General features: G+C 73.0%; 16 protein-coding genes and 1 pseudogene. 7 read left to right on the top strand and 10 right to left on the bottom strand.

What is annotated here, in order from left to right; all coding sequences use genetic code 11:
• Nucleotides 1-28 precede the first annotated feature (28 nt).
• Entirely contained in the window at nt 29-1,129 is a 1,101-nt protein-coding gene (locus tag GA0070624_RS22225; RefSeq protein ID WP_091344084.1) for a CapA family protein, read from the bottom strand.
• 232 nt (nt 1,130-1,361) lie between these two features.
• On the opposite strand from GA0070624_RS22225, the gene GA0070624_RS22230 reads away from it, so the two are divergent.
• The gene (locus tag GA0070624_RS22230; RefSeq protein WP_245718930.1) at nt 1,362-2,525 is read left to right on the top strand and encodes a low temperature requirement protein A; all 1,164 of its coding nucleotides are present in this window, start codon (nt 1,362-1,364) and stop codon (nt 2,523-2,525) included.
• Here GA0070624_RS22230 and GA0070624_RS22235 read toward each other — a convergent pair.
• The 5 genes from GA0070624_RS22235 to GA0070624_RS35330 are packed head-to-tail and all read right to left on the bottom strand — an operon-like array spanning nt 2,491 to nt 7,311.
• Nucleotides 2,491-3,348 carry an alpha/beta fold hydrolase gene (locus GA0070624_RS22235; RefSeq protein ID WP_245718931.1) on the bottom strand — a complete coding sequence of 286 codons (858 nt, stop codon included), beginning with the start codon at nt 3,346-3,348 and terminating at the stop codon, nt 2,491-2,493. The genes GA0070624_RS22230 and GA0070624_RS22235 overlap by 35 nt on opposite strands.
• On the bottom strand, nt 3,345-4,289 hold the full coding sequence (locus tag GA0070624_RS22240) for an SDR family NAD(P)-dependent oxidoreductase (protein ID WP_091344087.1): 945 nt from the start codon (nt 4,287-4,289) through the stop codon (nt 3,345-3,347). The genes GA0070624_RS22235 and GA0070624_RS22240 overlap by 4 nt, the downstream gene beginning before the upstream one ends.
• Nucleotides 4,290-4,325: 36 nt before the next feature.
• Nucleotides 4,326-5,879, bottom strand: coding sequence for a flavin-containing monooxygenase (locus tag GA0070624_RS22245; protein ID WP_091344089.1), 1,554 nt, complete (start codon nt 5,877-5,879; stop codon nt 4,326-4,328).
• Nucleotides 5,880-5,891: 12 nt separating this feature from the next.
• Nucleotides 5,892-6,869 carry an RNA-guided endonuclease TnpB family protein gene (locus GA0070624_RS22250; protein WP_218105252.1) on the bottom strand — a complete coding sequence of 326 codons (978 nt, stop codon included), beginning with the start codon at nt 6,867-6,869 and terminating at the stop codon, nt 5,892-5,894.
• Nucleotides 6,838-7,311, bottom strand: a complete 474-nt coding sequence (locus tag GA0070624_RS35330) for a hypothetical protein (RefSeq protein WP_218105253.1) — start codon at nt 7,309-7,311, stop codon at nt 6,838-6,840. The genes GA0070624_RS22250 and GA0070624_RS35330 overlap by 32 nt, the downstream gene beginning before the upstream one ends.
• A 209-nt stretch (nt 7,312-7,520) precedes the next feature.
• Here GA0070624_RS35330 and GA0070624_RS22255 point away from each other — a divergent pair, with 209 nt between their 5' ends.
• A complete protein-coding gene (locus tag GA0070624_RS22255) occupies nt 7,521-8,183 on the top strand; it encodes a TetR/AcrR family transcriptional regulator (protein WP_091344091.1) in 663 nt (220 codons plus the stop codon).
• On the opposite strand, the gene GA0070624_RS22260 is transcribed toward GA0070624_RS22255, so the two are convergent.
• The 3 genes from GA0070624_RS22260 to GA0070624_RS34935 form a co-directional block, all read right to left on the bottom strand.
• Nucleotides 8,153-8,392 carry a hypothetical protein gene (locus GA0070624_RS22260; protein WP_091344093.1) on the bottom strand — a complete coding sequence of 80 codons (240 nt, stop codon included), beginning with the start codon at nt 8,390-8,392 and terminating at the stop codon, nt 8,153-8,155. The two genes, GA0070624_RS22255 and GA0070624_RS22260, sit on opposite strands and share 31 nt — an antisense overlap.
• 293 nt (nt 8,393-8,685) lie before the next feature.
• Nucleotides 8,686-9,135, bottom strand: a complete 450-nt coding sequence (locus GA0070624_RS22265) for a hypothetical protein (protein ID WP_091344095.1) — start codon at nt 9,133-9,135, stop codon at nt 8,686-8,688.
• A 63-nt stretch (nt 9,136-9,198) separates the two neighbouring features.
• Nucleotides 9,199-9,423, bottom strand: coding sequence for a hypothetical protein (locus GA0070624_RS34935; RefSeq protein WP_176731531.1), 225 nt, complete (start codon nt 9,421-9,423; stop codon nt 9,199-9,201).
• Here GA0070624_RS34935 and GA0070624_RS22270 point away from each other — a divergent pair.
• From GA0070624_RS22270 to GA0070624_RS22285, 4 genes and pseudogenes are all read left to right on the top strand, one after another.
• Nucleotides 9,340-9,753, top strand: a pseudogene (locus tag GA0070624_RS22270) (TetR/AcrR family transcriptional regulator); the annotation flags it as partial. The gene GA0070624_RS34935 and the pseudogene GA0070624_RS22270 overlap by 84 nt on opposite strands.
• Nucleotides 9,754-9,835: 82 nt before the next feature.
• Entirely contained in the window at nt 9,836-10,396 is a 561-nt protein-coding gene (locus GA0070624_RS22275) for a cysteine hydrolase family protein (protein WP_091344097.1), read from the top strand.
• A gap of 108 nt (nt 10,397-10,504) precedes the next feature.
• On the top strand, nt 10,505-10,924 hold the full coding sequence (locus GA0070624_RS22280; RefSeq protein ID WP_091344099.1) for a VOC family protein: 420 nt from the start codon (nt 10,505-10,507) through the stop codon (nt 10,922-10,924).
• Nucleotides 10,921-11,886, top strand: a complete 966-nt coding sequence (locus tag GA0070624_RS22285) for an RNA polymerase subunit sigma-70 (protein WP_091344101.1) — start codon at nt 10,921-10,923, stop codon at nt 11,884-11,886. The genes GA0070624_RS22280 and GA0070624_RS22285 overlap by 4 nt, the downstream gene beginning before the upstream one ends.
• Before the next feature lie 141 nt (nt 11,887-12,027).
• Here the strand turns inward: GA0070624_RS22285 and GA0070624_RS22290 are convergent, their stop codons facing one another.
• Entirely contained in the window at nt 12,028-12,633 is a 606-nt protein-coding gene (locus GA0070624_RS22290; protein WP_091344103.1) for an MBL fold metallo-hydrolase, read from the bottom strand.
• A gap of 125 nt (nt 12,634-12,758) precedes the next feature.
• Between GA0070624_RS22290 and GA0070624_RS22295 the strand changes: the two genes are divergently transcribed.
• Entirely contained in the window at nt 12,759-13,187 is a 429-nt protein-coding gene (locus tag GA0070624_RS22295; protein ID WP_091344105.1) for an archease, read from the top strand.
• The last annotated feature ends 1 nt before the right edge of the window (nt 13,188 follow it).

Genomic DNA, 13,188 nt, shown 5'->3' on the forward strand with positions numbered 1-13,188 from the left:
CCACGGACGGTTGCCGCCCGGGCGACGTTCAGCCCTGGCTGATCAGGCCGTCGTCGCCGCGGACGAACCGGGTCCGGTACGGCGCGCCGAGCCCGTCCAGCAGCTCCGCCAGCCAGCGGGCCTCCTCCGGCGCGGCCCGTTGCAGGCGCATTCGCCGCATCCGCACCGGCGCCAGCCGCAGCCGGTGCAGCTCACCGGTGCCGGCGTCGAAGGTGGGCAGGTGCAGCAGGCGAAGCTCCGGCCGGTACGACTCCTCCCCGCCGATCCCCTCGTAGTCGTCGATCAGGTCGCCGCAGCCGTAGAGGATGAGCCGGCCCCGGTGCACCTCGATCGGGCGGGGGTGGTGCGAGGAGTGCCCGTGCACGACGTGCACCCCGGACTCGACGAGCCGGTGCGCGAAGCGCCGGTGCTCGTCCGGCACCTCGTAGCCCCAGTTCGAGCCCCAGTGCACGGAGACCACCACCAGGTCCGCCGGCCCGGCCTCCCGGGCGACCCGCTCGGCGAGCGCCTCGGCCGTCGCGTCGGAGGCCTCGGGCAGGTACGCCACGCCGGGCCGCCCGGCCGCCGCCGCCCACTGGGGCGGGACCCCGCTGGACGGTGCCCCCACCGACCAGAGCAGCAGCCGGCCACCGGCGTCGAGCGGCACCTGGGCCGGGCGCCACGCCTCGTCCTCGTCCCGGCCGGCGCCGACCGGCGTGATGCCCGCCCGCCGCAGGGCGTCGACGGTGTCGGTGAGCCCCTCCGGGCCGAAGTCGAGGACGTGGTTGTTGGCCAGCGCGCAGATGTCGAGCCGGGCCGCGGTGAGGCAGTGGACGTTCGCCGGGTGCATCCGGTAGTGGATGGGCTTGCCGGGGGCGTACTCGCCCCGGTCGGTCACCGAGGTCTCCAGGTTGACCATCCGCACGTCCGGGCGCAGCTCGTCGAGGAGCCGCAGCGCATCGCCCCACGGCCACTCCGGCGGCGCCGGGCGCGGGACCGGTCCGGCGACCGACTCGGCCAGCTCGACGTAGCGCCCGGCGTCGGTGACCGCCGGCTCCCGCAGCGCCGGCGGGCCCGGCCGGGGCAGGATCTGGTCCACCCCCCGGCCGGTCATCACGTCACCGGCGAGGAAGAGGGTCACGTCGGCCATGGGACGGTGTTCCCGCACAGCGGGGAGCCGCACCTGGCGTGCGGCGGGAATTGCCCGGCCGCCGTATCGGCAGGTCGATGGCTTCGCCCAGCGGCTCGGCACGTACGGCGAGGCGGCGCTGTTGCTGACCGGCCACGGCGTCGCTGGTGGGATGCACGTTTCCGGGGCTGATCGGCCCGGGCGCCGGGCTATCGTGTGGGCGCATCAGGCGGGCGTCCGGCGAGGAGCATCATTGACCACCACTCCACTGACCCGCGGCTGGTACCGGCCGATGCAGGCCCGCCGCCCGGACGAGGAGCACCGGGTCGCCACGCCGCTGGAACTCTTCTTCGACCTCTGCTTCGTGGTCGCCGTCGCGCAGGCCGCCGGCAACCTGCACCACGACGTGGCGGAGGACCACCTCGGCCACGCGGTGACCAGCTACCTGACGGTGTTCTTCGCGATCTGGTGGGCGTGGATGAACTTCACCTGGTTCGCCTCCGCCTACGACACCGACGACGACGTCTACCGGATCACCACGCTGGTGCAGATCTCCGGAGCGCTGATCCTGGCCGCCGGCGTGCCGCGCGCGTTCACCGAAGCCGACTTCACCATCATCACCTACGGGTACGTGGTGATGCGGCTGGCCACCGTGGCCAACTGGGTACGGGCGGCCGCCGGCGACCCGGAGCACCGGGCCACCACGACGACGTACGCCCTGGGGGTTGCCGTGGTGCAGCTCGGCTGGCTGCTCCGGCTCGCCCTGCCGGAGGGCTGGGCGATGCCGGCGTTCCTGGTGCTGGCCGTAGCCGACGTGCTCGTGCCCGTGGTGGCGGAGCGGCGCGGGAAGACCAGCTGGCACCCGCACCACATCGCCGAGCGGTACCAGCTGTTCACCCTGATCGTGCTCGGCGAGGTGGTGCTCTCCACCTCGGTGGCGATCCAGAGCGGCGTCGACGCAGGTAACCCGCAGCTGTGGTCGCTGGCCGCCGCCGGTGCCGTGATCGTCTTCGCGCTCTGGTGGCTCTACTTCGACCGGCCGGGCCCGGTGCCGCCCGCCTCGCTGCGCGGCTCCCTGTTCTGGGGCTACGGCCACTACCTGATCTTCGCGGCGATCGCCGCGGTGGGCGCCGGGCTGGCCGTCGCCGTCGACCACGACCTGCACCAGGCACATGTGTCCGGCCGGACCGCCGCCTACGCCACCGCGGTGCCGGTCGCGGTCTACCTGCTCGCCCTCTGGCTGCTGCACCTGCGCTGGAAGCGCGGCCTCGGCCTGCTCACGTTTCCCGTGGCGATCGTCCTGGTGCTGGTCGCGCCGTGGCTGCCCGCGCCGATCCACGTGCTGGCCGGCGTCCTCTTCGTCCTGGTGGCGCTGACGCTCGTCATCCGGCACCGGGCCCCGACCAGAACTGCCTGACCAGCCGGTGGAACTCGGCCGCCCGCTCGATCTGCGGCATGTGCCCGGTGTCGGGGAAGAGGTGGGTGCGGGCCTTCGGCAGCCGGGCCCGGGCGGCCACCAGGTGGGCGGCGGGGAGGATCAGGTCCCGGTCGCCCCAGACCACCAGGGTGGGGATGTCCAGTGCGGACACCGCCCCGAGCAGCTCCTCGCGCCACTGTGGCCGGACGCCCCGGACGGTGCCGAGGCTACGGACGAGTTCCAGCATGACCCGGGCGGCGTGCGGCTGCCGGGCCACCGCCAGGGCGTGCGCGATGCGCTCCTCGGTGGCGTACGCCGGGTCGTGGAAGATGGCCAGCTCGGTGCGGCGCGCGATGGCCGGGTGCGGGCGCAGCAGCAGCCGGCCGAGCGGACGCAGGGCGAGCAGCCGCAGCGCGACGGTCACCTCCCGGCCGAACCCGGCGCTGTTGACCAGCACCAGGCTGGCCGCCCGGAACGGGTCGTCGGCGGCCAGCCGCATCGCCACCGCCCCGCCGAGCGAGTTGCCGACCAGGTGCGCGGGTTCGGTGACGCCGGCCGCGTCGAGGAACTCCGCGACGGCCCGGGCCAGCGCCGGCAGAGTGTGCGGCCCGTCCAGCGGCGCGGAGCCGCCGTGGCCGGGCAGGTCGAGGCTGACCACCCGGTGATCGCGGGCCAGCAGGTCCCGCTGCGCCGTGAAGTCGTCCAGGGTACGGCCGATGCCGTGCAGCAGCACGACCGACGGACCGGCGCCCTCGATCCGGCAGCGCACCCGGCGTCCCGCCACCGTCAGCTCGTCCGCCGCCGGCAGGGACACCGGCGTCACGCCGGCCGCCCGGGGGTGTCCGCCTGGTCGGGCGCGACCGGCTCCGTTGCGGGCCGCGGCGCGGGCACCTCGGCGCCGTCCGGGTCGGACGTCGACCGGGTCGCCGGGCCGCCCGCGCTCCGGTTGAGCCCGAGGGCGAGGATCCGGTGGTACGAGGCGGGGGCGATCCGGGCCAGCAGGTCGGGCAGCTTCGCCGACCAACCGATGAGGACCCGGCCCCGCCGCCGCTCGACGCCGCGCAGGATCACCTCGGCGGCCGTCGCCGGGTCGATGGAGAGCAGCTTCTCGAACTGCCGCCGGCCCGCCTCGTACTCCTCCGGGGAGACGCCGCTGCCGACCCGGGCGCTCTGCGCGATCCGGGTCCGGATGCCGCCCGGGTGCACGGAGGTCACGCCGATGCCGTCGTCGACCAGCTCGTGGCGCAGCGCCTCGGTGAAGCCCCGGACGGCGAACTTGCTCGCCGAGTAGGCGGCCTGGCCGGCCGGCGCGATCAGCCCGAACAGGCTGGAGACGTTGACCAGGTGGGCGCCCGGCTCGGCCTTCAGCGCGGGCAGCAGCGCGTGGGTCAGCCGCACCACGGCCCGGAAGTTGATGTCGATCACCCAGCTGAACTCGTCCAGGGTCACCTGGTCGAACCGGCCGCCCAGCGCGACACCCGCGTTGTTCACCAGCAGGCGGATCCGGGGGTGCCGGCGGCGGATCTCCTCGGCCACCCGGTCGGTGGCGTCGGCGTCGGCGAGGTCGACCAGGTAGGTGTGGATCCGCCGGTCGGGGTGGGCCGCGCGGATCGCGGCGACCACCGCGTCGAGCCGCTCGGCGTCCCGGTCGAGCAGGACCAGGTCGCTGCCGCGCCGGGCGAGCCCGTGGGCCAGCGCCTCCCCGATCCCGCTGGCGCTGCCGGTGACCACGGCCGTGCCGCCGGGGAAGACGAAGTCACGCATCCGGTGCGCTCCTTTCCGTGCCGGTCGGGCCGGCAGTCAGGCGACGGGGGTGTCGGCGGGCTCGGTCGCCGTCCCGGCGGCCGGCCGTCCCACCGGGACGGCGGGGTCCCCGGGCGCGGCTGTGGTGCCGTTCGACGCGGCGCGGGAGAACCGGACACCCGCGTCGGTCAGCCGGCCGTGCCGCATCAGCAGCACGTCCCGGGGGTAGTTCTGGTGCAGCCGCCAGGGCGCCGTCGGGCCCTGCTTGGGCAGCTGGTCCACGCTGCGCAGCACGTAACCGGACCTCAGATTGATGATCGGCTCCAGCTCGCCGGAGGTCGGCGCCACCGGGGTGACGATCTGCTGGCCCGTGGCGTCCAGGTGACGCAGCAGCCGGCAGACGTAGGTGGCGACCAGATCGGCCTTCAACGTCCAGGAGGCGTTGGTGTAGCCGATGGTCATCGCGAAGTTCGGCACGCCGGAGAGCATCATGCCCTTGTAGGCGACGGTCTGCGCCAGGTCGACGTCCGCCCCGTCGACGGCGAGCGTCATCCCGCCGAGGCCGAGCAGGTTGAGCCCGGTGGCGGTGACGATGATGTCGGCCGGCAGCTCCTCGCCGGAGGCGAGCCGGATGCCCTGCTCGGTGAAGGTGTCGATGGTGTCGGTCACCACCGACGCCCGTCCCGCCTTCACCGACTCGAAGAGGTCGCCGTCGGGGACCACGCAGAGCCGCTGGTCCCAGGGGTTGTAGCGGGGCGAGAAGTGCCGGTCGATGTCGTAGCCGACCGGGAGCCGGCCCTGGGCCCCCCGGCGGAGCAGTTTCCTGGCCAGCCCGGGTGCGCGCCGGCTGAGCTGGTAGGTGGCCACCCCGAGCAGCACGTTCTTCCAGCGCACCACCGGATACGCGGCCGTCGCCGGCAGCCAGCGCCGCAGCGCGTCGGCCAGCACGTCCCGCGACGGCAGCGAGATGACGTACGTGGGTGAGCGCTGCAGCATGGTGACGTGTTCGGCCCGCTCGGCCATCGCGGGCACCAGGGTCACCGCGGTCGCGCCGCTGCCGATCACCACCACCCGCTTGCCGGTGTAGTCGAGGTCCTCGGGCCAGTGCTGCGGGTGCACCAACCGACCGGCGTACCGCCCGACGCCCGGGAGGGGCGGGATGTAGCCCTCGTCGTAGCGGTAGTAGCCGGAGCAGGTGAAGAGGAACGAGCAGGTGAGGACGACGTCCTCGCCGGTGTCGTCGCGGTGGGCGTGGACCGTCCACCGGGCCCGGGCGCTGTCCCACTCCGCGCGGACCACCCGGTGCTGGAAGCGGATCTGCTCCTCGACGCCGTACTCGCGGGCGGTCTCCCGGACGTACGCGCGGATCGAGTCGCCGTCGGCGATCGCCTTCGGATTGGTCCACGGCTTGAACGAGTAGCCGAGGGTGTACATGTCGGAGTCCGACCGGACGCCCGGGTAGCGGAACAGGTCCCAGGTGCCGCCGATCGCCGCGCGCGCCTCCAGCACCGCGTACGTCTTCTCCGGGCAGTTGCGCTGCAGGTGCACCGCAGCGCCGATGCCGGAGAGCCCGGCACCGACGATGAGGACGTCGACGTGATCGGAGGCCATGGCATCTGCTTCCTACTGGTTACTCGTTGTTGAGCGGTTCGGATGGTTCGCTCTCCGCTCGGCTGTTGCCGGGCTGGAGTCCTGGACCGGCAGTCTGGTCCGGTGGCGATCGGTCCGGTCCTGCAGGATCTGCTTCACCGTGCGGTGCGGGGTGTGCAGGGCGATGTCGGGGTCGCCGGCTCGCTGCAGGATGTTGATCGCGGCGTTCACGTCGGCCTGCCACACCACCCCGCACAAGGTGCAGTGAAGCCGGTCCCCGCCGCGTCGGCCGAGCCGGCCGCAGCGGTGACAGGTTTGTGAGGTGTAGGCGGCGTTGACGTGCACGAGCGCAGAACCTCTGCGCTCCGACACGTTTGTAAGCGCCTCGGCGGTGAGCCCTTTGGTCCACCCGGCGAGGCGCCGGTTGACGTTACTGCCGAGCCTCGTGCGCCCGGCAAAGCTGGTGGTGAGGTCTTCGGCGACCACCGTGGCGGCCTTGTCGACGACCCCGTGCACGGCGGTGAAGATCTCCGTACGCACCCGCGCGCGGTGGCGGGCGGCCTGCCGGTCCCGCTTGGCGGTCCCGAGGTTGTTGGCCGTGATCCGACGCGCCTTGGCGTGATCACCGCGGAGGGCCGCGTTGTTCGCTATCGAGCGCAGCTTCGCCCGCCGCCGGTTGCGTTCTTTCAGCCGGTCCGACTCGGTGGTCAGGAGCCCGCCGAGCCGAACGCCATGGCGCTGGCCGTCGGAGTCGGTCAGGGCTTCGGTGTAGCCCTTGTCAACGCCGATCGTCCGGTCGCCGCATGGCCGCTGCGACGATGGCAGCTGGGATGCGTCGATCTGGTAGTGCACCTCGACCCGGGGACGGCGCACGATCAGCCGCAGCGTGCCAGTCGGGGCGACAGTCGTGGACAGCGGGATCCTGACCATCTGGCGGCGTTCGAGACCGGGGACCGCCAGCCACAGCCGGCCGCGCCCGTCAGCGACGGTGCGGTGCTGGTCGGCGCGCACGACGATCTGATCGTGGGTGCGGTTCCTTGCCTCGCTTCCAGTGCTTGCGCATCTGCCGAGCCAGGAACGGATCAATGGCCCACTGGTCAGCCTTCAGCGCGGTGAACATCCGCTTGCGCTCGACCGGATCATTGGTGCGCCGGGTGATCGCCCGCCGGACCTCGACCTTGGCCGAGGCCAAATTCGCCGCGATGTCGGCCATGGCGTCGCGGACGGTTTCCTTCCACGCATTCGCCAACACACCGAACCGGACGTGCGTGCCGTCAGCCAGCCACTGGTCCCGCACCTGCCGGTCCTTCAGTCCGGACCCGACGCCGGCGATCGACCCGTAACGCTGCCACACCTCACTCCGAACCCGACCCAACCGACGCGCCTGCTCCGCCAGGGCGGCGTACTTGCCCGGGTTCAGGCGCACGGAGTACGCGATCCGGGTGACCTTCACCGATCACCCTCCACAGTTAGGTCCGCCCCTCTGAGTTCCCCCTCGTAGCGCCGCAGCCCGTCCAGCCGACACGAGAAGGCGCACAACAGCATTAGTCGCTCCTCCCGTTCGGTGCGGCAGTGCTCCGGACACTATCCACCACCGTCGACGCCAGTCAACACCCCGTTGAATGAGATCGACACGATGTCGAGCGGGTGTAGCATCGGCCAATGACCATCGCCCGTTCGCCGACCGGTGGCGCACGCGTTCGCGGGCGTCGGCCGGGCCGCTCCACAGGCGACGACCGGGAGCAGGCCATCCTCGCCACGGCCGAGCGGCTGCTGGAGCGGCGCGCCTTCGGCGACATCTCCATCGACGACCTGGCGAAGGGCGCCGGGATCTCCCGGCCGACGTTCTATTTCTATTTCCCGTCCAAGGACGCGGTGCTGCTCACCCTGCTCGACCGGGTCACCGAGGAGGCGAACGGCGTCGCGGGCGACGTGCTGGACCGGCTCGCCGAAGACCCGCGGTCCCGCTGGCGGGAGCTGATCGACCGGTTCCACGCCACCTTCGGCGGCCACCGCGCGGTGGTGCTGGCCTGCGCCGAGGTGCGCGGCACCAACGCCGAGGTACGCCGGCTCTGGGCCGACGTGCTGGAGCGCTGGGTTCGGGCGGTCGAGGCGGCCATCAAGGGTGAGCGCAGGCGCGGCGCGGCCCCGGACGGGCTGCCCGCCCGGGACCTCGCCATTGCGCTGAACTCGATGAACGAGCGGGTCTGGTACGCCACCTTCGCCGGGGACGGGCCGGCGGTGGCCGAGCGGGACGTGGTCGACGTGCTGCTCGACGTCTGGCTGACGGCGATCTACCGAACGACCACGCCACCGCCGGCCTGAGCGGCGGCGTGCGCCCGGCGCAGCTGTGCCATTATCAGGTTGAAGTCGGCGGCGGCCAGCACCGCGCCGTTCCGCTTCTGCAGCTGGCGCACGGGACCGCGCGTCCGCACCGGCGTCTCCACGGCCCCGTCCCGGGCCAGCACCCAGGCTTCCATCTGGCCGTTCGGCCTGCCGAACCACCGCGTCGGCCGCACGTCGAATCCGGTCACCTCCGGCCAGAGCAGCAGCCGGGAGCGGTGCAGGTGTCGGATCAGCAGGCCACGCTCGCTGCGGTAGATGCCGACCAGATGGAACCGGACCCAGAAGGACGTGAATTGCCGGTCGCCGCGACGCCGACGAGCATGGACCCGGCCTGACGGGCGGGCATCCCACGGGTGACCAGTAGGACCACCAGCGCGGCCGACAGGAAAACAACTACGCTGCCGAACAGTATCGCCACCCCGGCGACCACCTGCCGCATTGCCCAGGGATCGACCCGCCGCCATCGCCGCACGGCGTCACTCTAGCCAGTACGCGCGAACTCCATGATCCAGTTGGTCTCCCAGGTGCGTTCGCCGTCGGTGGAGAAGGCCTGCTCCCAGCGGCAGGAGGTGGGGGTGATCCGGGACCAGATGAAGCGGCACCGGATCGGCCGCCCCTCGTCGGTGTCGTCGGCGTAGAAGGTGCCCACACCGTCGACGAACCGGCCGACCACCGGCGGCAGCTCGAGAATTCCCCGGCTGTGCATCCAGTAGATCGACCAGAGTCCGGACGCCGGGTCGAGGATGCGCGTGGAGCCGGAGAAGCCCCGGGTGGGGCAGCGCATCTCGTCGAAGCTGCGGGCGCCGTCGAAGAACCGGTGCGCCACCGTGGTGCCGAGAAACTCGTCCCACTTGTCGCTGCCCACGTGCCGCTCCACCAGCCGACGGCTGACGACGTCCCCGGCGCCGACCAGAAAGTCGAAGTCCCCCATCAGAAGCCCACCGGCCCCAAGGGTGCTCCCGACGGCCGGAGCCGCCGAGAGCACCCGCACCGCTCAGGACAGCTCGGGCGGGTCCAGCCAGGTCCACGTGACGCCGTCGGCGGAGAGCCACGCGCCCTTGCTGTCCGGCCAGCCGGTCTGGACGTACCCGCCGGGCACCGGCCGGGGGTCGGCACCCGGTCCCAGGGGCGCGGGGCGGACGCGGCCGCCGGCGACGTGCTGGACCGCCTCGCCGAGGACCCGCGGGCCCGGTGGCGTGAGGTGATCAGCCGGTTCCACGCCACCTTCGGCGACCACCGGGCGGTGGTGCTGGCCTGCGCCCAGGTACGCGGCACCAACGCCGAGGTGCGCCGGCTCTGGGCCGCCGTGCTCGAACGCTGGGTGCAGGCGGTGGCGTCGGCCATCGAGGGGGAACGCCGGCGCGGCGCCGCCCCGGATGGTCCGCCCGCCCGGGACCTCGCCATCGCGTTGAACTCGATGAATGAGCGGGTCTGGTACGCGACCTTCGCCGGCGACGGACCGGCCGTGGCCGAACAGGACGTGGTCGACGTGCTGCTCGACGTCTGGCTCACCACCATCTACCGCAGCACCACCCCGCCGCCGGGCTGACCCGCGCGGGCGATGGCCGCTCGTTGTCGGTGGGTAGGTCTAGCGTGGGTGGACACGGAGCCAGCGCCAGTAAGGGGAGACCATGGCCACACTCGAGAACCGGCCGAACACCGCACTCCTTGTCGTCGACGTCCAGAACGGCGTCGTCGAGGGGGCTCACGAGCGCGACGCGGTCGTCGCGAATGTCGGCAGCCTCGTCGAGAGGGCGCGCGCGGAACGGGTCCCCGTTGTCTGGGTCCAGCACTCGGACGACCAGCTTGCGCGGGGGAGCGACGACTGGCAGATCGTCCCCGAGCTGACCCCACACGACGCCGAGCCGCTCGTCGAGAAGAACTTCGGCGACTCCTTTGAGGACACCGCCCTCGAGACCGTGCTGTCGGGCCTCGGAGTCGGGCGACTCGTCGTCGTCGGCGCACAGACCGATGCCTGCATCCGCTCGACGCTGCACGGCGCGCTCGTCCGGGGGTACGACGCGACCCTGGTCAGCGACGCGCACACCACGGAGGACCAGACGGCCTGGGGGGCGCCGCCGCCGGACCAGGTCATCGCGCACACGAACCTGTACTGGAACTACCAGACGGCGCCGGGGCGCACGGCCGGGACGGTCGAGACCAAGGAGGTCGACTTCGCCGCCAGGTCCTGAAGCCCGTGCGCCGCCGGGCACGGATATTTCATCGCGGCACCGATGAGTCCCCGACCCGCCCGACGTTGTACGTCCTGACGGTAGTCACCGAGGCCAGGGAGGCCGATCATGGACTGGAAGCTCGAACTCGTCGTGGTACCCGTCGCGGACGTGGACCGGGCCAAGGCGTTCTACCTGGAGCAGACCGGGTTCCGGCTCGACGTGGACCACCGCGCCGGGGAGGACTTCCGCGTCGTCCAGCTCACCCCGCCCGGCTCCGCCTGCTCGATCGCCCTGATGCGCAGGCCGGACGCCGCCGGCTCGCTGAGCGGGCTGCACCTGGTGGTCCGGGACATCGACACCGCCCGGTCGGAGCTGGTCGACCGGGGCGTGAAGCCGAGCGAGATCTTCCACTTCGAGGAGGGCGGGGTGCAGACTCCGGGGCCGGACCCGGAGCGGCGGGACTACGCCTCCTTCCTGTCCTTCAGTGACCCGGACAACAACGAGTGGCTGGTCCAGGAGGTCGGCCGGGCCGGAGCGACGGCGTGACCGCCGGGCTTGACGTCCCGTCGACGGAGCCGGGCGAGGACTTCGCCGCGTTGACCGAGCGCCACCGGCGGGAGCTGCACGTGCACTGCTACCGGATGCTCGCCTCCTTCGACGATGCGGAGGACGCGGTCCAGGAGACGTACCTGCGGGCCTGGCGGGGGCGCGACGGCTTCGACGGGGAGCAGGTCCGGGCCTGGCTCTACCGGATCGCCACCAACGTCTGCCTGGACATGTTGCGCCGCAGCAATCGCCAGCCGCGCGCGGTGCGGTCGTTCGCCGAGGTGCCGTGGTTGCAGCCGTACCCGGACCGGCTGCTGGACCAGGTCGCGCCGGGTGACGACCAGCCGGACGCGATGGCGGTGACCCGGGAGACCATCGAGCTGGCGTTCCTCGCCGCCATGCAGGTGCTGCCGCCCCGGCAGCGCGCCGCCTTCCTGGTGCGCGACGTGCTCGGCTGGTCCGCCGCGGAGACGGCGGCGCTGCTGGAGACCAGCGTCGCCGCGGCGAACAGCGCCCTGCAACGGGCCCGCGCCAGTCTGCAGACCCACCTGCCGGCCCGGCGGGCGGACTGGGCCACCCACCCGACGGACGAGCGGGAACGGGAGCTGCTGGCCCGCTTCATCGACGCGCATGAGCGCTGTGACGCCGAGGCCGCGCTCGCCGTCGCGGCACCGGACATCCGGGTCACCATGCCGCCGGCGCCGATGTGCTTCGACGGCGTCGCGACGATCGCGCCGCTGCTGGAACGGGCCTTCGGTGCGGAGCGGGACGGCGACTGGCGGCTGCTGCCGACGTCCGCCAACCGGCTGCCGGCCGCGGCGAGCTACCTGCGGCGGCCGGGCGACACCACCTTCCGGGCGTTCAAGCTGGACGTGCTGCGGGTGCGGGACGGGCGGATCCTCGAGATCACCACCTTCGGCCACGCCCTGTTCCCGGCGTTCGGCCTGCCGGCGACGCTGTGAGCCGGGCGAGCGCGGCAGCGTCGAGGGGATCGCGGTGTGCCCCCGGCCGCTGGCCACCGGCCGCCGCCCGATGCCACCGGCCGCCATCGCCCGACGGCCGGGCGGGCGCCGACGGTCGAACGACGCCCGGCGCGGCGGGGATCAGGCGGTCTCGCCCGGGGCGAGGTAGCGGTAGCGGTCGCCGAGGGTTTCGGCGAACCAGCCGTTCACGCTGGCCAGCCCCCGGTCGTTGAGCTGGGCGTCGTGGATCGGGAACGCCCGGCGCGGGTCGACCGCCCGGGCGAACTCGATCGCCTCGGTCAGCTTCAGCCAGGACGCCTGGGCCGGCACCAGCAGCGTGTCGACCGGCTGGCCGGGCGGGTGCAGCGAGTCGCCGGGGTGGTAGAGCGTGCCCTCGACCAGGTAGCCGAGGTTGGCGCAGTCCGGCTGCCCGCCGTGGATGGCGGCGTGCCGGCCACCCAGCGCGGTGACCGCGAAGCCGGCGGCGGTGAAGCGTTCGCCGGGCGCGACCCCGGTGACCGGCAGCGGCGCCAGGCCGGGCAGCCGCGCGTCGTGTGGTGCGAAGACCGGCACGCCGAGGCCGGCCAGCCGCAGCACGTCGACGTGGTCGGTGTGCTCGTGGGTGACCAGCACCGCGTCCGCGCCGGCCAGGGCACGGGGTTCGCTCCAGGCCCCGGGGTCGATGACGAGGACCCGACCGTCGTGCTCGATCCGGACACAGGCGTGGCTCCACTTGGTGATCCGCACCCGGCGGACGGTACCGGCGAGACGTGGTCTCCGCTCTCCCCCGCCGTCCTCCGGACAGGGCTGCACCTGGCGGGGGCGCCGAGATTTCCCGGTGGCCGGACGGCGAACGGCGGCATGATCGGGGCATGGAGCGAGGACCGGCCCGGGGACACAGGAACGTGCCGCACACCGCCGACGTGCGGATCGAGGCGTGGGCGCCCGACCGGGAGGGCTGCGTGGCCGAGGCGGTCGCCGCGCTGGTGGACAGCTTCGTCGACACCGCGGGTGCGACGGCGGACGCCGAGACGGAGTTCGCCGTGCCCGCCGGGGACGACGAGGACATGCTGGTCGGCGTACTCAATGAAGTGATCTTCCGGCTGGAGACGGAGGGCGCGCTGCCGCTCGCGACCGAGGTGCGGGCGGCCGACGACGGCGGCCTGCTGGTGCATTGGCGCAGCGCCGACGCGGAGGCGGTCGAGCTGGTCGGCGCGGTGCCGAAGGCGGTGTCCCTGCACGAGCTGCGCCTCGGCCCCGACGAGGCCGGCTGGTCCTGCGCGGTGACGCTGGACGTCTGAC

It is taken from the genome of Micromonospora rhizosphaerae (assembly GCF_900091465.1).
Taxonomy (GTDB): Bacteria; Actinomycetota; Actinomycetes; order Mycobacteriales; family Micromonosporaceae; genus Micromonospora; species Micromonospora rhizosphaerae.